The sequence below is a fragment of the Faecalibacterium hattorii genome (assembly GCF_003287455.1).
GTDB classification, from domain to species: domain Bacteria; phylum Bacillota; class Clostridia; order Oscillospirales; family Ruminococcaceae; genus Faecalibacterium; species Faecalibacterium hattorii.
Genome location: NZ_PRLC01000002.1, coordinates 198,996 through 215,419 on the forward strand (window position 1 = coordinate 198,996; position 16,424 = coordinate 215,419).

General features: G+C 61.1%; 16 protein-coding genes and 1 riboswitch. Of the genes, 2 read left to right on the plus strand and 14 right to left on the minus strand.

Annotated features, from left to right (window positions below):
- The first annotated feature begins 9 nt into the window (after positions 1 to 9).
- Positions 10 to 1,488: a glutamate synthase subunit beta gene (locus C4N23_RS02350; protein WP_112143760.1), complete on the plus strand. Its 1,479-nt coding sequence runs from the start codon at positions 10 to 12 to the stop codon at positions 1,486 to 1,488.
- A 123-nt stretch (positions 1,489 to 1,611) separates the two neighbouring features.
- On the opposite strand, the gene C4N23_RS02355 is transcribed toward C4N23_RS02350, so the two are convergent.
- From C4N23_RS02355 to C4N23_RS02370, 4 genes are all read right to left on the minus strand, one after another.
- Positions 1,612 to 3,582 (minus strand): hypothetical protein, encoded by a 1,971-nt coding sequence (locus C4N23_RS02355; RefSeq protein ID WP_112143762.1) that lies wholly within the window; start codon positions 3,580 to 3,582, stop codon positions 1,612 to 1,614.
- Positions 3,583 to 3,708: 126 nt separating this feature from the next.
- Positions 3,709 to 3,784, minus strand: a riboswitch (cyclic di-GMP riboswitch).
- Between the two features lie 205 nt (positions 3,785 to 3,989).
- Positions 3,990 to 5,696, minus strand: coding sequence for a PASTA domain-containing protein (locus tag C4N23_RS02360; protein WP_112143764.1), 1,707 nt, complete (start codon positions 5,694 to 5,696; stop codon positions 3,990 to 3,992).
- A 124-nt stretch (positions 5,697 to 5,820) separates the two neighbouring features.
- On the minus strand, positions 5,821 to 6,558 hold the full coding sequence (locus C4N23_RS02365; protein ID WP_055187708.1) for a YebC/PmpR family DNA-binding transcriptional regulator: 738 nt from the start codon (positions 6,556 to 6,558) through the stop codon (positions 5,821 to 5,823).
- Between the two features lie 180 nt (positions 6,559 to 6,738).
- Positions 6,739 to 8,292, minus strand: coding sequence for an RsmB/NOP family class I SAM-dependent RNA methyltransferase (locus tag C4N23_RS02370; RefSeq protein ID WP_112143766.1), 1,554 nt, complete (start codon positions 8,290 to 8,292; stop codon positions 6,739 to 6,741).
- An 89-nt stretch (positions 8,293 to 8,381) separates the two neighbouring features.
- Here C4N23_RS02370 and C4N23_RS13940 point away from each other — a divergent pair, with 89 nt between their 5' ends.
- Positions 8,382 to 8,549: a hypothetical protein gene (locus C4N23_RS13940; protein WP_181567059.1), complete on the plus strand. Its 168-nt coding sequence runs from the start codon at positions 8,382 to 8,384 to the stop codon at positions 8,547 to 8,549.
- 75 nt (positions 8,550 to 8,624) lie between these two features.
- Here C4N23_RS13940 and C4N23_RS02375 read toward each other — a convergent pair whose 3' ends face one another.
- The 10 genes from C4N23_RS02375 to C4N23_RS02420 all read right to left on the minus strand — a co-directional run bounded on the left by C4N23_RS02375 (position 8,625) and on the right by C4N23_RS02420 (position 16,377).
- Positions 8,625 to 9,026 carry a Mini-ribonuclease 3 gene (locus C4N23_RS02375; protein WP_055187702.1) on the minus strand — a complete coding sequence of 134 codons (402 nt, stop codon included), beginning with the start codon at positions 9,024 to 9,026 and terminating at the stop codon, positions 8,625 to 8,627.
- Between the two features lie 12 nt (positions 9,027 to 9,038).
- Entirely contained in the window at positions 9,039 to 10,322 is a 1,284-nt protein-coding gene (gene obgE / locus C4N23_RS02380; protein WP_112143768.1) for a GTPase ObgE, read from the minus strand.
- A gap of 133 nt (positions 10,323 to 10,455) precedes the next feature.
- Positions 10,456 to 10,707 (minus strand): 50S ribosomal protein L27, encoded by a 252-nt coding sequence (gene rpmA / locus C4N23_RS02385; protein WP_055187699.1) that lies wholly within the window; start codon positions 10,705 to 10,707, stop codon positions 10,456 to 10,458.
- 14 nt (positions 10,708 to 10,721) lie between these two features.
- A complete protein-coding gene (gene rplU / locus C4N23_RS02390) occupies positions 10,722 to 11,033 on the minus strand; it encodes a 50S ribosomal protein L21 (RefSeq protein WP_035394408.1) in 312 nt (103 codons plus the stop codon).
- A gap of 161 nt (positions 11,034 to 11,194) precedes the next feature.
- Entirely contained in the window at positions 11,195 to 11,527 is a 333-nt protein-coding gene (locus C4N23_RS02395; RefSeq protein ID WP_179858904.1) for a type II toxin-antitoxin system RelE/ParE family toxin, read from the minus strand.
- Positions 11,517 to 11,774: a type II toxin-antitoxin system prevent-host-death family antitoxin gene (locus C4N23_RS02400; RefSeq protein WP_055187695.1), complete on the minus strand. Its 258-nt coding sequence runs from the start codon at positions 11,772 to 11,774 to the stop codon at positions 11,517 to 11,519. The genes C4N23_RS02395 and C4N23_RS02400 overlap by 11 nt, the downstream gene beginning before the upstream one ends.
- A gap of 130 nt (positions 11,775 to 11,904) precedes the next feature.
- Complete coding sequence (gene lgt, locus C4N23_RS02405) at positions 11,905 to 12,939, minus strand: prolipoprotein diacylglyceryl transferase (RefSeq protein ID WP_112143770.1); 1,035 nt, start codon at positions 12,937 to 12,939, stop codon at positions 11,905 to 11,907.
- Entirely contained in the window at positions 12,936 to 14,258 is a 1,323-nt protein-coding gene (yfmH, locus tag C4N23_RS02410) for an EF-P 5-aminopentanol modification-associated protein YfmH (RefSeq protein WP_112143772.1), read from the minus strand. Before yfmH ends, lgt begins: the two co-directional genes overlap by 4 nt.
- Positions 14,251 to 15,534, minus strand: a complete 1,284-nt coding sequence (locus C4N23_RS02415) for a M16 family metallopeptidase (RefSeq protein WP_112143774.1) — start codon at positions 15,532 to 15,534, stop codon at positions 14,251 to 14,253. The genes yfmH and C4N23_RS02415 overlap by 8 nt, the downstream gene beginning before the upstream one ends.
- 27 nt (positions 15,535 to 15,561) lie before the next feature.
- A complete protein-coding gene (locus tag C4N23_RS02420) occupies positions 15,562 to 16,377 on the minus strand; it encodes a M15 family metallopeptidase (protein WP_112143776.1) in 816 nt (271 codons plus the stop codon).
- Positions 16,378 to 16,424 lie beyond the last annotated feature (47 nt).

Sequence of the window (16,424 nt, forward strand, 5' to 3'; positions counted from 1 at the left end):
GGGAACATCATGGGCAAGACCACTGGATTTATGGATTATACGCGCAAGACCAGCAGCGATGTTCCGCCGCTGGAGCGCATCGAAAACTTCAACGAATTTCACATCTGGCTCTCCCGCGAGGAGCAGCAGACACAGGCGGCCCGCTGCATGGACTGCGGCGTTCCCTTCTGTCAGGCGGGCATGATGATCGGCGGCATGGCCTCCGGCTGCCCGCTGAACAACCTGATCCCGGAGTGGAACGACCTGATCTATCAGGGCAAATGGGAGCTGGCACTCCACCGGCTGCGTGCCACCAACCGCTTCCCGGAGTTCACGAGCCGGGTCTGCCCCGCCCTGTGTGAGGCGGCGTGCACCTGCGGCGACGTGACCGGCAGCAGCGTCACCGTCCGCGAGAACGAACACGCCATCGTGGAAACGGGCTACGCAAAGGGCTGGCTCCACGCCGCCCCGCCCCCCGCCCGCACCGGCAAAAGCGTCGCCGTCATCGGCAGCGGCCCGGCCGGCCTTTCCGTGGCCGAATACCTCAACATCCGGGGCCACGCTGTCACCGTTTTCGAGCGGGCCGACCGGGTGGGCGGCTTGCTGATGTACGGCATCCCCAACATGAAGCTGGACAAATCCGTCATCGAGCGCCGCATCAAGATCATGCAGACCGAGGGCGTGGAGTTCCGCACCAACATGGACATCGGCGGGGCCGTGGCCGCAGAGGACATCCTGAACAGCTACGATGCCGTGGTGCTCTGCTGCGGCGCGAAAAAGGCCCGCGACCTGAATGTTCCCGGCCGGGACGCCAAGGGCGTCCACTTCGCCGTGGACTACCTGACCAGCGTGACCAAGAGCTTGCTGGACAGCCAGTTCGCCGACGGCAGGGCTCTGAGCGCGGCGGGCAAGAATGTCCTCGTCATCGGCGGCGGCGACACCGGCAACGACTGCCAAGGCACCGCCCTGCGGCAGGGCTGCACCGACCTTGTGGCGCTGGAGATGATGCCCCAGCCGCCCAAGGAGCGCGCCGCCTCGAACCCGTGGCCGGAGTGGCCGAAGGTCCTCAAGGTGGACTACGGCCAGACCGAGAGCCTTGCCAAGTTCGGCAAGGACCCCCGCGTGTACCAGACCACCGTGAAAGAGTTTTTGACCGACGATGCCGGAAACCTGACCGGCGCGGTCATTTCCTACCTGAAGCCGGAGCGCGACCCGGAGACCGGCCGCACCAACATGGTGCCCACCGGCGAGGAGTTCACCTACGACTGCCAGCTGGCCCTCATCGCGGCGGGCTTCGTCGGCTGCGAAGCCTATGTGGCCGATGCTTTTGGCGTCCAGCTCACGGGCCGTGGCTGTGTGGACACCGACCACTTCCGCACCAATGTGCAGAAGGTCTTTGCCTGCGGCGATATGCGCCGGGGCCAGAGCCTTGTGGTCTGGGGTCTGCGGGAGGGCCGCGACTGTGCCGCCGAGGTAGACCGCTACCTCATGGGCTACACGAACCTCTGAGCCATCAACCTTACCATCCTCTTTTCCTATCCTAAACAGCAGAAGCGGGAGCCCGTTAAAAGGCTCCCGCTTCTGCTGTTTTTGGGATATTGAAACGATGCGAACGGCCGGTTTGCCGACTGCTTATTTATTCAGCAGATCGGTATGGTCTGCGCCGCCCACGGTCAGGCTTGCGGCACCTTCGGTGTGGGTCAGGGTGAAGATGGTCGCATCGGTGCCCTGCGCCAGCAGCGTGTCGATGGAGACGGTGCTCTCGCAAAGCTGAGTGCGGAACACCAGCACCTCGGCACCCTTGGCCTTGAGCTCCTTCAGGGCGTGCAGGCTGCCGGTCAGGCTTGCGCTCTGGGCCGGGACCGCGATCAGCACGCGGCCGTCCTTCACGGTCTGCTCATAGGCCGGGGCACCCTCCACCCGCAGGGGGGCATAGGAAGCGGTCTCTCCTGCGGTGCTGCCCGTTTCGGTGGTGGAGTCCCCGCTCGGCGTGGTGTCGGGGGTCTCGTCGGATTTTTCCTGCGTAATTACTTCCTGCTTGTGGCAGATACTGCACTCTTTCATCGTGCCGTCTTTATTGACGACCCAGTTATGACCCGTTGCCGTGAGAATGGCACCATCGAAGTTTTCGGTCACAGTCTGCCCTTCTGCATTCATATAGGTAATGGTGTAGTAGATTTTTCCGTTTGCTTCACAGGTAGGCTCTTCCCGGTGTTCCTCCGCGGGTGCTGTTGAAGTGTAGGTATTTCCTGTAGAGGTCGTGTATTTGATTTTTGCATATGCGGAACCATCATTCGAGGAAATCACGCTATCAATTTTTGCATCCGTTGCGGAACCAAGCGTGATCTCAGCGGTACTCTCAGAACCATCCTTACCGCTCCCGATACCAGCGCCACCATCCGGGCTCTCTGCTGTTACCGTGCCGCCAGTGATTTTGATGTCATTTTTCGCATAGCTTCCCTTGCCACCACCAATGCCAGCACCGCCGCCGTTGGAAATCGCGGTCACTGTGCCATTTTTGATTTCGGTAATTCTGCTGGCGTTGGACGAACCGGAGAAGTTGCCGTTGCCGCCGCCGATACCAGCACCACCACCATTACCGATTGCAGTTACAACGGTATCTTTGCCATCAATAAGGAATTTCATGCCCGCACTACCGTCACCGCCACCAATTCCGGCACCGCCACCATTACCGGTCGCAGTTACCTTACCTCCGGTGATTTTCACATCAATCGACCAGCTTCCTTTGCCGCTTCCAATACCAGCGCCACCTTCGCCGCCGTTTGCAGTCACTTCACCACCTGTAATGGTAAGGCCGTTCACATAGCTGCCTTCGCCGCCGCCGATGCCAGCGGCTCCTTTGCCACCAGTTGCAGTCACCTTGCCGCCAGAAATCTCGCCACCTGCATTGATCAAACTGCCATTTTTACCGCCACCAATACCAGCGCCACCTTCGCCACCATTCGCAGTGACCTCACCGCCAGTGATCGAAACTCCTCTAGTATGGGCCTTATCTTTGCTGCCACCGATACCAGCACCACCTTCACCGCCGTTTGCGGTCAAGTGACCGGTATCATTTTTATCTTCGGTCTTTTGAGTGCCATCATCATTCTTTTCGTCCTTGATGGTCAAAGTTCCCGGAGCACCCTTTTCAATGCCGGCGTGTCCATCGCCGCTGATAACGGTGTTCTTACCGTCCAGTTCAAGGTTAACTTTTCCGTCGCCGGATATACTGATTGCCGCTTTCTCTTTGCCAGACACATCAATGCTCGTATCGCGCAGAGTCACGTTTGCTTCGGAATCCTTAGCAGCATCAATCTTTACGGTATTGTCCGCAGTTTTCACTTCACTGGTCTTGGCATCCTTGGTGGTAATTACCACGTCGTTATCCGGACGATCATTGATTGCGCCCTTATCGTCTGAAACGTAATTGCCATCACCATCCTTCTGTGTCACGGTCTGTTGATTGTTTTTGAATCCAACGCTGATATCGCCCTTGGTCAGGTCATACACATCCGCAAAGGCTGGGGCGGCGATGGAACTGACGATGGAGAGCACTGCCGCTGTGGACAGGACCCGCAATGCAAGCTTTTTACATTTCATAATAACCATCCTCCTAAAGAAACTTTCCCAAAGACTTTTCCCGGCAAAACAAAAAGCGCCGCACCTGCCGTCTGGCGGATGCAACGCTCTGGTTGACACTTTAAGATGCTCCTGCGGGAGCGGATGAAATACAACTGGCTGCCATCTTACAGGCCCTATAGCTTCGCGTCGCAGCCTTTCGGCTGGTTTGCCGGTTCTTCAATTTTGCGGGGTCTTTGGTTCATTATACCCCCCCCCCCGATTAAAATAATCAAGGTTTTTTAAAAATTTCGGCAATTATCACGAAAATATAGAATGTTAGTTGTCCCGTTTGAACAAAAAGGCGTAAAAAAGAGGGCTGTTGCTGACTCCTTCAGGCACGGCGGAGCCGTGACTGAGGGAGTTGTGCAACAGCCGCTCGATGAATCTTAGTCCGTATCATGCACCGTATCATCCGGCGCGGTCTCCTCCGAAGAGGAAGCGCTTTCGCCGCTGCCGGAATCGGAGGCGGCGGGCGGTTCGGTGGTGATCGCCACGCTTGGGTCGGCGGCGATATATACGGTGATGACGCTGCCCACCTCTACGGCGGCTCCGGCTTCCGCGCTGCACGAGACGACACAGCCCGCCGCATAGGAACCATCGTTGACCACCATGAAGCAGCTCGGCATCAGGCCGCGGGCTTCCAGCTCGCTGACGGCTCCCTCCTGCGTGAAGCCGATGACGTCGGGCATCTCCACCATCTGCGGGCCTTTGCTGACCACAAGGCTGATGGTGCCGCCCTTTTCGACCACATCGCCCGCCGCCGGTTCTTGGCGGATGATCTTGCCCTTCTCCACCGTGTCGCTGTACTCCAGCGTCACATAGAAGAGGTAATCGCCCACGTATTTGTGATTGTTGCGCACCTGCGTGTCATAATCCATCCCCACAAAGTCGGGCGTCAGGGTCACCGGCTCGTCCAGCTCGACGCTTTCCGGCTCCGGCACCGACGAGGAGGGCGCTTCCGACGTGTGCAGCCCCTGATTCACCAGCCCCCACACGATGAGCAGGATCAGAATCGCCAACAGGATCAAAATTGCCGCCAGCAGATTGCGCAGACCCAGCAGATGCTGCTTGGAGTCGTTCTCCGGCAGCGTCAGGGACCGGGATTCGGGGCGGGGCAGGTTCCGGGTCAGCTCGGCGGTGTACTCCTGCGAGGTCAGCGCCTTGAAGAGCTGGGGCACGGTCTGGATGCGCTCCACCGGCTTCAGCTTCAGGCCCATCCAGAGCACGTCGGAAAAGTACTCCGGCACGGCGGGGTTCACTGTCCGGGCGCGGGGGTTGGAGTCCGACACCAGCCGCTGCGCCGCCGGGACCGGACTCTGGCCGCAGACCATCCGGTAGACCACCGCCGCAAGGCTGTATTCATCGGTGTAGCGACCCTCAAACTCGGCGGTGGAATACTGCTCCGGGGCCGAGTAACCCTCGTACAGCTGCTCGTGCAAGCCGCTGCCCGCCGTGCGCAGCCCCACCGTCGCGTAGCCGGTCAGCCGGGCGCGGCCGTTTTCCAGCACCCGGATGTTCTCCGGGCAGATGCCCCGGTGCACAAGGCCGACTTGGTGCATGGCGGCCACGCCGTCGAACACCGGCTGCAACATGGCGCAGACCTGCTCCGACGGCAGCGGGCCGGGATGCTGATCCAGCCAGCGGCCCAGCGGCACGCCGCCGGGGTTCTCCATCACGGCGTAGACGGTGTTGTTTTCCTCGAACACGTCCAGCACCGCCTCCAAACCGTTGGCCGGGGTGATGCGCTGGATGGAGCGGTAAAGGTCGGCAAAGTCCATCCGGGTGGTCTTGAACAGCACCTCGCTGCCCAGTTTGGGCCGCAGGGTGGCGTCCATCCCCCGCTCCGCCGCCAGCGTCAGGGGCATATACTCCTTGATGGTCACTCGGAAGCGCCCGACGTTCTCCGCGCCCCGGTACAGGATGCCCTCACCGTCGATCCGTTCGATCTCGCCGACGGTATACCGCCCGCCCAGCACCGTGCCCACCGGCAGACTGCCCGCCGGATTACGCCCCGCGAACACCCCGCCGCAATGCGGGCAAGCCGCCGCGCGCTCGTGCAGCTCCGAAAGGCAGTAAGGGCAGATGATGGACATGGGAAAACCTCCTTTTGTGGTCGTGTTGTTTTTTTATTATAGCACAGTTCCGGGCATAACAAAAGCCCCGCAGCTCGGTTGGAGCAGCAGGGCTTCGTGATTTTTCAGATTCGGTCTCCGCCGATCATTCCGGCAGGTCTTCCTCGTTCTCCAGAGAGTGCCAGACGTTCTGGACATCATCGTTGTCCTCCAGAGCGTCGAGCAGCTTGCCCATGAGCTTGAGCTGATCGGGGTCCGTCAGGCGGGTGGTGGTCATGGGGACCATGGCGAGGTCATCGCTCAGGATCTCGTAGCCCTTCTCCTCCATGGCCTTGACCACAGCAGAGTAGTTGTCCGGATCGGTGGTGATCTCCGCTGCCTCTTCACCGGCATCGAAATCCTCCGCACCGGCGTCCAGAGCGTCCATCATGGCCTCGTCGGCATCCTTGTCTTCCAGAGAGATGTCGATGACGCCCTTCTGGCTGAACAGGAAGGAGACGCAGCCCATAGCGCCCAGATTGCCGCCGTTCTTGTCGAAGTAGTGGCGCAGGTCGGCAGCGGTACGGTTGCGGTTGTCGGTCAGGGTCTCGACCATGACGGCAACGCCGCCGGGACCGTAGCCTTCGTAGGTGATCGCCTCGTACTCGGTCTTATCGCCGCCCTCAGCCTTCTTGATGATGCGCTGAATATTATCGTTGGGCACACTCATGCGCTTTGCCTTGGCGATCAGGTCAGCCAGCTTGCTGTTGGAAGCCGGGTTCGGGCCGCCGGTACGGACGGCGACGCTGATCTCGCGGCCGATCTTGGTAAAGACCTTTGCCTTGGCGCCATCGGTCTTTTCCTTCTTACGCTTGATGTTGTTCCATTTGCTATGTCCAGACATGGGGAACCTCCTAAAGTTTATCGAAAATCTCCGCCTGCGGGCAGACGGGCTGTGGTCGCCCGCTTGTGGCAGCACACAAAATCTAACTCTATTATTGTAGCACAATCCCCAACGGCGTTCAAGCCTTATCCGGGGGATTCTGCACGAAATCCAGCAAAAAAGCGGGGTTTGACGCCTCTTTTACAGCAACCGCAGGGCTTTGGGGTAGTGGTTTTTGACCCGCCCGGCGGACACTTTGCCGCCGCCGAGGGGGTAGCCGTCCACCGTAACGCAGCACCAGCCGTCCGCCGCAGTGGAGGCCGCCATCTCCCGGCCCGACAGATAGTCGGTCACCCGCGGGTCGGCAAGGGTCAGCTCCTCCCGGTTCGTGCACCGGGCCCCGAAAGCCGTGAAGAGGTGGTGTTCGGGGATGAAGCGGCCCTTCTGCACACTGCCCACGAAGACGCCCGCCCGCAGGACGTGAAGCCCCGTCTGAGGGAAGGGCACCGGCAGCAGCACACCCCCGCCGTGGACGACGGCGGGGCGGTCGGCCAGCGCCGGGAAATACCGGGCGGCAAACTCGTGCCACGCGGCGAGGCTCTGGGCGGGAGAGGCGCTCTCCCCTGCCCCGCTGTCACCGGCCCGGCGGCCCCGCTTGCCCTGCACTTCCTCGCGGAGGACACGGGCGTTTTCCCGGCGGGAAGCACGGGCATCTCTGGATTCCGCGCGGGCAGGCTTGCCCTTGCCCGGCTTCTGCTTTTTGCTCTGCTCCGCAGCTGCCGCCAGCCAGAGCTGCTCTTCGGGCGTGTACTCCCCCGGCGCGGGCAGGGTGCGCGGCGTGCCCGCTTTGACCAGCCGGGCAATGAAATGGCCCTCGCCGCCCTGACAGGGCCAGATGCGGCGCACCTTGCTCACATCCAGCGGCAGACCGCCGGTGCGGTTGGCTTCGCCCGCGCTGCCGAAGCTATAGTCCACACGACCGAACACATCGGCCAGCGCAAACTCCGGATGCCGTGCGAGGAAGGCCGCCACCTGCCCCTCGTCCTCTTCCGGAGCGAAGGTACAGGTGGAATAGATCATCTCCCCGCCCGGCGCAAGGAGAGCGGCGGCGTTGTCGAGGATCTGTGCGCCCAGTTCGGCGCACTGCTTCACCAGCGCTTCGCAGTGCTGGGTGACGGCCACAGCTTCCTTGCGGAACATCCCCTCGCCGGAACAGGGAGCATCCACAAGGACGCGGTCAAAAAATTCCGGCAGAGCGGCGGCAATGCGGCCCGTATCCTCGTTGAGGACGACCGCATTGGCCACGCCCATCCGTTCCAGATTGCTCTTGAGCACCTCGGCGCGGGCGGCCACGAACTCGTTGCTCACCAGCAGCCCTTGCCCACCCAGCGCAGCGGCAAGCTGGCTGCTTTTGCCGCCGGGAGCCGCGCACAGGTCCAGCACCCGCATCCCCGGCCGGACCCCCAGCAGCGGCGCAGCAGAGGACGCCGACGGCTCCTGCGAGTAGAAGACGCCCGCGTGGTGGTAGGGGTGCCGCCCCGGCTTGAAGGCCGCATCTTTCACCACAAAGCCCGCCCTGCAAAAGGGCGACGGCTCCACCGGGAAGTCCGCCTGTGCGGCAAAGGCCTCCGGCGTGGTGCGCAGGGCCGAGACCGTCACGCCGCGGGCAGCGCTCTCGCTGGGGGCAGCGTACAGTGCATCGTACCGCTCGCCCAGCAGCGCACGTTCCCGGTGCTCAAAATATTCCGTAGACATGAACGTTCCTCCCATGTATAAAGCCGCGCGCGGCGGCAAGACTAAGGGGTGTGAGGGGCACGACCTCCCTCGCGAAAGGAGATATTACGATGACCGACCGTACCGAAAACCGTTCCAGCAACCGCACCAACAACTGCAAAAACCAGAGCCAGAACCGCACCGAGAATCGGACCGACAACCGCACGGAGAACCGCGCCACCAACGAGCACAAGCACCCCAACCAGTACACCAAGGGTGCCGATGACGAAGACAAGTAACCTCTCTCATTAAGAAAGCCCGCTGCCTTCCCTGCACTGTTTTCCAGTGCGGAAAGCAGCGGGCTTTCGCGTGTTTTATTTCTGATTCGGGTCAAAATCTTCCCAGAGTTTGTCGAACAATTCCTCGACACGGTCCTTCCGGCCGGTGAGGTACAGCCACCCCAACAGGCACTCGAAGCCGGTGGAGGCGCGGTACTCTTCGGGGGAAGCATGTTTCGACACGCTGGCCTTGCTGGCGTTGCGGCCCCGCTTGAAAACGGCCAGCTCCTCCTCGGTGAAGAGGGGTTCCAGCAGCTGCTCCTCGCGGAACTGTGCCCGCGCAGAGACGTACTTGACCTTTTCGGTGTTCAGCTTCCCGGCCGAGAGCCGATGATGCTGCGCCAAACGGGTGCGTACCAGCAGTTCCAGCACGCTGTCGCCCACAAAAGCCAGCGCCAGCGGGTTGAGCTCGCGGGGGTCGATGGTTTCTTCCTGCATGGTATTTCTCCCTTAGAAGATATAATCGAACTGATAATCGCCGATGAGGATGGTGTCGTTCTCCTGAACGCCCTTGTCCACCAGAGCGGTCAGGATGCCGCTTTCATCCAGCTGGCGCTGGAAGAACTGCAGACTCTCGTAGTCGTCCACATTGCTGCCCGCGAGGATATACTCCAGCCACGGTGCCTCAACGCTCCAGACGTGGGCTTCCATCCGCTTGATGGTAAAGGCGCGGTCGTTGGCCTTGGGTTCGGGCTTCTTGTACTCCGGAGCGAAGACCGGGATGGCCGGGATATCCTTCAGGCGGTTGTAGACCAGACCCGGCAGCTCCCGCACGCCCTGCATGGTGGCGGCAGAGATGGGCACGAAGGTCAGACCCTTGCCCTCGATATAATTCTGGAAGCTTTCGATCTGCTCCTCGGTGGCAAGGTCACACTTGTTGCCCACCACGATCTGCGGACGCTCAGCCAGCGCGGGGCTGAACTTGGCCAGCTCCTCGTTGATCTTCTCGAAGTCCTCGATGGGGTCGCGGCACTCGCTGCCGGAGACATCCACCACATGCAGCAGCAAGCGGCAGCGTTCCACATGGCGCAGGAAGTCATGGCCAAGGCCGATGCCCTCGCTGGCACCCTCGATCAGGCCGGGGATGTCGGCGCAGACGAAGCTGGCGCCTTCGCCCACCGACACGACGCCCAGCGTGGGCACGAGGGTGGTGAAGTGGTAGTTCGCGATCTTGGGCTTGGCCGCGCTGATGGTGGAGATAAGGGTGGACTTGCCCACGTTCGGGAAACCGATCAGGCCCACGTCCGCGATCAGCTTCAGCTCCAGCGTCACCTGAATGTCCTCGCCGGGCATACCGGGCTTGGCGAACTTGGGGATCTGGCGGGTCGGCGTGGCAAAGTGTGCATTGCCGTAGCCGCCGCGGCCGCCCTTGGCCACGGTAACGGGGGTGTGGTCGGACAGGTCTGCAATGACAAGACCGCTCTCGGCGTCCTTGATGACGGTGCCCAGCGGCACCTTGATGACGAGGTTTTCGGCGTTCTTGCCGTGGCAGAGGCTTGCGCCGCCCTTGCCGCCTTCGTCGGCGGTATACTTGCGCTTGTAACGGAAGTCCATCAGGGTGGTCAGGTGGTCATCCACCACAAAGATGATGTCGCCGCCGCGGCCGCCGTCGCCGCCGTCCGGGCCGCCCGCCGCCACGAATTTCTCGCGGTGAAAGCTCACCGCGCCATCGCCGCCCTTGCCCGCATGGAGCCAGATGGTTGCGATGTCGATAAAGTTGGTTTGTGCTGCCATAGAGCTCCTCCTATGTTTAGCGATTCAACCTCTCCGGCAATGCGAAGCATGGACGGAGAGGTTTCTTCCTTTCATCAAAAAGAGCCGGGCCACGAGGGTCCGGCTCTTTGGGTTGCAGTTTTTCAGGCAGAAGTTACTGCTTCACGCTGCACTTCTTGCCGCTCTTGCCCACGCGCTCGAAACGGACAGTGCCGTCAACCAGAGCAAACAGGGTATCATCGCTGCCCTTGCCAACGTTCTCACCCGGCTGAATGTGGGTGCCACGCTGACGAACGAGGATGTTGCCGGCCAGAACGAACTGACCATCTGCACGCTTTGCGCCCAGACGCTGAGCCGCGGAATCACGGCCGTTCTTGGTGCTGCCTACGCCCTTTTTATGTGCCATTGTAATTTTCCTCCTTAGCCGTTGATCGCAGTGATCTCAACCTTGGTATAGGGCTGACGATGGCCCATGCGGCGAGCACTGTGCTTCTTTGCGCGATAGGTGATGATGTTCAGCTTCTTGCCCTTGCCATTCTTGATGACCTTGGCAGAAACGGAAGCGCCCTCAACAACAGGAGCGCCAACCTTGACCGAACCCTCCTCGCCAATAGCGAGAACCTGATCAAACTTCACTTCGGAGTCAGCTTCAACGTCCAGCTTTTCGATGTAGACGATGTCGCCCTGCTCCACGCGGTACTGCTTACCGCCGGTAACAATGATTGCGTACATTTGTTTCATTCCTTTTCGTTGTACTCGCTGGTCGTAAAGGCAGACCCCTACAGGGGCCATTTGCGGCGCCCACACCAAGCGGCTAGAATAGTATAGCAGAAAAGCAAGCTGATTTCAAGGGGTTTTTGCGTATTGCGGCAAAGTTTTTTCAAGCTCTGCCGTCAATTGCTCAGATTTTTGAGCACCGCTTCCATATTCCGGGCTCCATAGACGATGCGGAGCACCCAAATCATTTTCTTTTCCTTCTCCACCATATAGTATAGAACATAATTTCCAACGACTTTCTTGCGGATTATCATCCTTGGGAGAAAATCATTCACGACCAATGCCCCACTTGCAGGAAAAGCACAGACCTTTTCCATACATTTGTTGATGTCGCCCAGCAGCGTTTTTGCTGCCTTCTCATTATCAAGCTCATTTCGGATGTAGTTTACCGTTTCTCGCACATCCCGCCGCGCACGTTCAGTCAATTGGAAATGATATTCACAGTCCATATTCCCTCCTGATCTCTTCCAGTGCCGTCGGACCATCCACCACGCGGCCCTCATCAACATCTCTCAACCCTTCCATGATGAGTTTTGCCTCTTCCATCTCCTTCATGGTGCGCTCGTAGTACTCGATGTCCATGACCACAAGGCGGCCGTATCCGTTTTTCGTCACAAAGACCGGGCCATTCTCCTCGGCGCAGCGGCGCTCGATCTCCACCGTATTTTTTAGTTCACGCATCGGAATGATCTGCATACATTCACCCTCCCAGATATCTCGCGGCTCTTTTTGTGGCTTTATTATACATCAAAAAAAGCCACAGGGCAAGAGTTGCCTTCCGACTTCTCCGCCCTGCAGCTTCTGTTTTTTCTGTATCAGCGTTTTATTACTGCTGTTGTGCGCTCAGCTCTTCCTTCACCCGCTTATTATAGGCTTCGGTCCGCTCCACAAAGAGCTTCCGGGGCGAGGAGGCCACAAGTTCTTCTTCCTCCAGCCGGAACGCGGGGTCAGCCTTTTTCGCCTTGGCGGCGAGGGTGCGGCCCTCGCTGTTGAGGGCCAGCTTGACCATGAGCGGCTCATCCTTGTATCGCTTGGTCAGGATGACCTCTGCGATGATGCCGCCAACCACGGCCACCGCCGCCACCACCTGCGACACCCGCAGCCCGATGGAGGGCACCAGAAGCAGACTGTCCGTGCGCAGGGCCTCGATCCAGAACCGGCCCGCACCATACCAGATGAGGTAGCGCAGGGCGATGTCGCCCGCAAACTTCCGCTTTTTGATATACTTCACCAGCAGGAACAGGCCCACGAAGCACCAGATGCTCTCATATAAGAACGTAGGGTGGACCGGCAGGTTCGGGTCGATGACGGCGCCCTTGGGGGCTGTGACCACGCTGCTGAGCAGGTAGTCGCGGGTCGCTTCGCTGTACATGCCCCACGGCAGGGTCGTGTTGCAGCCGAATGCCTCCTGATTGAAGAAGTTGCCCCAGCGGCCGCAGCCCTGCCCGATGAGGAAGCCCATGGCCGCAAGGTCGAACATGGGCAGCACCGGCACCCTGCGCCATTTACAGGCAAGGCCGCCGAACAAAAAGCCGCCGATGACGCCACCGTAGATGGCAAGGCCGCCGTCCCGGATGGCCAGCACGTCCCACAGGCTGCTGTAATTGTAGGGGGACAAGGCCACATAGTAGAGCCGGGCGCAGAGGATGCCCATCACCACGCCGATGAGGATGACATCCACCATCGCGTCGGCGTCCACGCCGAACTCGACGCCATGCCGGAACGCAAACACCAGCGCAAGGCACATGCCCACGGCGATGCAGACGCCATACCAATAAATGTTGATGCCGCCGATGGAAAAGGCCACGCGGTTCAGCGTGAAACTCAGGCCCAGCGCCGGAAATTGTACCAGATTCGTCATTCTTCGTCCTCCGTCTCTTCGTCATCTGCTTCGGGCAGGTCCGCCGTGCCGTCCGGCTCGATGTACATCATCGCCATCCGGGCGGGCTGTAAGATGTGCTGCAGGGCTGCGTCGGCGTCGTCCGCCGTCAGGGCCGCAAGTGCCTCGATCTGCTGCACCACCGTCTGCCCGGAGAGGGCGAAGTCCGCCATCTGGCTGGCCGAGTCCTCCACGTTTTCGAGGTTTTCGATCAGTTGGCCGTACTTTTCGTTCTTGCAGAGGGTAAAGACCTCCCGATCGATGCCCTCGCGCCGGACCCGCTCGATCTCGCCCAGCAGCATTTGTTTCACCGTGTCGGGCTCGTCACTCTCGCCGGTGAAGAGGATGCAGCAGCAGCCGTCCACCCGCAGCACTTCCCCACCGAAACCGGGGTTGGTCAGGCCGGAGTCGTACAGGCGGCGGTAGAGCGGCGACATCCCGCCGCAGACGCAGCAAAGGATGAGGTCGTACAGCAGCTCGCTGCGCAGATCATCCGGGGCGAGGGGCGTTTCCTTGAAGCCGAGGCCAAAGCAGGGCTTTGACACCGGCATCCGGATCCGTTTTTCCGTTGCTGCCAGCGTCATGGGTTCCTCGGCCCAGAGCCGCTGCACCCGCTCTTCGGGGCGGAGTTCCATCAGGCCATGGCGTTCGCACGCGGCCAAGATCTGCTCCATGGTGATATTGCCCGCTGCGGCCAGCACCATATTTCCCGGTGCATAGAACGCCTCGCAGCAGTCATAGAGCATCTTCGGGGTGATCTCAGCAATGCTCTCGCAGGTGCCCGCGATGTCGCTGCGGATGGGGTGGCTGTGGTACAGGCACTCACACAGGCCGGTGATCAGCCGCCAGTCGGCGCTGTCGTCGTACATCTTGATCTCCTGCCCGATGATGCCCTGCTCCTTGGCGATGGTCTGCTCGGTGAAGTAGGGGTGCCCCACCATCCCCAGCAGCACATCGAGGCTTTCGTCCAGCTGCTGCGTGGCGGTGAAGAGGTAACAGGTGCGGTCAAAGCTGGTAAAGGCGTTGGCGTTGGCCCCCGTCTTCGCGAACTTTGCAAAGGCGTCGCCGTCCTGATCCTCGAACATCTTGTGTTCCAGAAAATGCGCCACACCTGCGGGCAGATGCACCTCCCGCCCATTGAGCCGGAAGTCCCGGTCAATGGAGCCGAAGCGGGTGGCATAGATGACATGGGTGCCGGAATACCCCGGCATGGGCTGCACAAGGACGGTCAGGCCGGAGGGCAGGATCTTCCACTGATCCGCGGCGGCATCGGCAAGCGCTTGGCTGCGCAGTTCAGACATCGGCAGTCCCCTCCTCTCTCGTCAACAGATAACTGACCGACAGGCTCAGCTGCCGCAGAATGGCGCGAACATCCTCTTTGGTCACGGCGCGCAGGGCGGCGCGGGCTTCGTCGGGCGTTTGCAGCCCGCTGCCCCGCAGCACTTCCATATAATACCACGTCTCGATGCCGCCAAGGCTGTCCTCAATGCCCGCCATCCCGCTGAGCAGGGACAGGCGGCAGTCTTCCAGTTCCTCGTCGGTGATGGGCCCGTTGCGCAGGTCGTCCAGCTCCTTCAGGATGGCCGCTTCCGCGCGGGCCGCGTCGGCGTGCTCCACGCCGCTGTTGACAGCCATGCTCCCCGTGAAGCTCTGGAAGCTGGACGCGCAGTAGTAGCACAGGTGATCCCGCTCCCGGACGTTGAGGAAGAGGCGGCTGGTCACGCTGCCGCCGTACAAGGCCATAGCAAGCCGGACCGCTGCTATCTGGTCGGGGCGCATCGGCTCACCGAGGGTGAACAGCATACAGAGCTTGGCCTGTACGGTGTCGAAGCACTCCACCTTCCGGGCTGGTTCCCGCCGGGGCATTGCCATGTTCCCGCACAGGGGGGCCGGGCGGCGTTCCACCGCCGAAAGCTCCCGGAGCAATGCGTCTTTGACCTGCTCCGTCTCCGCTTCTTCGCAGCCAAGGATCAGCAGCTCGATCTGCGCCGTTTCCAGCATCTCCCGGTAGGCAGCGGTCAGGGCCTCCGGCGTCAGGGCGTCCACCTCTTCCAGATAGCCCTCCTGCCGAATGCCGGCGGGGCTGTCGCCGAAGAATTCCCGGTTAGCCTGACGCTGGCAGTAGATGCGCTTTTCATTTACTTCGTCTTCCAGCGCTTTGCGGAGCATCTGCTTTTCGATGCCGACCGCCTCCGGGTCGAAAACGCCGCCCACAAAGGCGGGGTGGAAGGCCGTGCCCAGCGCCAGTCCAGCGTATTCGCGGGTCAGCGGTTCCCCTTCCAGCGCAAAGCGGTCCTTGATGCCGGTGGCGCTGACACAGAGGTTATGGTTCGCGCCGAAGGGCCGGGCGTCCACGGTCAGATCCGCCCCATAGAGGCGGGCCAGCGTTTTGGTCATCTGGGTCATGTCGGGGCAGTCCGCATAGCCGCGCTCCATCACCAAGGGCAGCAGCGCGTGGGCGGTAGCCGTCTCCCGCTTGGCCGGGAAGGCGAAGTGGATGCTGATGCGGCAGCGGTTGAATTTAGGCGCCGGGTCCCACAGCAGATGGACGCCGGGCGCGATCTCGGTTCGTTTCAATGGTTTCTCCTTCGATTTTTTGCAAATTTATTGTTTTGCGCGTTCCAGCGCGAGGAATTCTTCCAAGGAAAGGCCGCTTTCGCGGATGGCGCGGGCGTTCTCGACCCCCACATACCGCCAGTGCCACGGTGCATAGACCATGCCGGTGGCACTCTGGCGCTCCTCCGGCCAGCGGAGGATGAAGCCATAGTCCGCGGCATACGCGGTCAGCCACTCGTAGGCGCGGGTCTCGGCAAAAGCCTCCGAGCGCTCCGTGCAGTCCGGCGAGAGGATATCGGCGCAGTAGCCGGTTCCCTGCTCGCTGGTGCTTGCCGTGGGCTGCAGCGACGCAGTGTGCGCCGCTGCCGTCTCGCCGGTAAGGCGGCTGTTCTCGGCCTGATAGGCCGTCAGCAGGGCTTCATACGCGGCGGTGCGGGTGTCGGCATCCTGCCAGCCCGTGACAAGGTTCAGCTCCACACCGGCGGCCTGTGCGGCCTCGGCCATGCTGCGGTAAGCCGCAGCGGCCTCCGTTTCCAATTGTTCACCGGTGGCGTCGTCCGCCACGGCCAGCTCCGGGGCCGGTTCGCTTTCCAGCGGGAGGTTGGCGTTCACCACCACCAAGCGGGCATCGTCCGTGTCGCACACATATCCGTCGGCGCTGTAGGCCCGCGCCGCAAAGGGCACCGGCCCCGCGATAAGGGCGTGGGCTTTCGGCAGCAGCCACAGGATGCCGGTGGACATCAGCGCCACAGCCCCGCCGCACGCGGCCAGAAACAGCACCCAGTTCCGCGCCAGCCGCAGACATTTGCGGATCTTCCACTCCCGGTACGACATCCGTTTGGCCGGGGTTCTTTGTTGGTTCATGTAAGGTTCCTCACTTTATTCTATCGTATCGCAGCGTTTGCCGCGTT

Bases quoted from the DNA above. Each gene is read 5' to 3' on its own strand.
- C4N23_RS02350 (WP_112143760.1), top strand. From the start codon at position 10: ATGGGCAAGACCACTGGATTTATGGATTATACGCGCAAGACCAGCAGC.
- C4N23_RS02355 (WP_112143762.1), bottom strand. From the start codon at position 3,582: ATGAAATGTAAAAAGCTTGCATTGCGGGTCCTGTCCACAGCGGCAGTG.
- C4N23_RS02360 (WP_112143764.1), bottom strand. From the start codon at position 5,696: ATGTCCATCATCTGCCCTTACTGCCTTTCGGAGCTGCACGAGCGCGCG.
- C4N23_RS02365 (WP_055187708.1), bottom strand. From the start codon at position 6,558: ATGTCTGGACATAGCAAATGGAACAACATCAAGCGTAAGAAGGAAAAG.
- C4N23_RS02370 (WP_112143766.1), bottom strand. From the start codon at position 8,292: ATGTCTACGGAATATTTTGAGCACCGGGAACGTGCGCTGCTGGGCGAG.
- C4N23_RS13940 (WP_181567059.1), top strand. From the start codon at position 8,382: ATGACCGACCGTACCGAAAACCGTTCCAGCAACCGCACCAACAACTGC.
- C4N23_RS02375 (WP_055187702.1), bottom strand. From the start codon at position 9,026: ATGCAGGAAGAAACCATCGACCCCCGCGAGCTCAACCCGCTGGCGCTG.
- obgE (WP_112143768.1), bottom strand. From the start codon at position 10,322: ATGGCAGCACAAACCAACTTTATCGACATCGCAACCATCTGGCTCCAT.
- rpmA (WP_055187699.1), bottom strand. From the start codon at position 10,707: ATGGCACATAAAAAGGGCGTAGGCAGCACCAAGAACGGCCGTGATTCC.
- rplU (WP_035394408.1), bottom strand. From the start codon at position 11,033: ATGTACGCAATCATTGTTACCGGCGGTAAGCAGTACCGCGTGGAGCAG.
- C4N23_RS02395 (WP_179858904.1), bottom strand. From the start codon at position 11,527: ATGGACTGTGAATATCATTTCCAATTGACTGAACGTGCGCGGCGGGAT.
- C4N23_RS02400 (WP_055187695.1), bottom strand. From the start codon at position 11,774: ATGCAGATCATTCCGATGCGTGAACTAAAAAATACGGTGGAGATCGAG.
- lgt (WP_112143770.1), bottom strand. From the start codon at position 12,939: ATGACGAATCTGGTACAATTTCCGGCGCTGGGCCTGAGTTTCACGCTG.
- yfmH (WP_112143772.1), bottom strand. From the start codon at position 14,258: ATGTCTGAACTGCGCAGCCAAGCGCTTGCCGATGCCGCCGCGGATCAG.
- C4N23_RS02420 (WP_112143776.1), bottom strand. From the start codon at position 16,377: ATGAACCAACAAAGAACCCCGGCCAAACGGATGTCGTACCGGGAGTGG.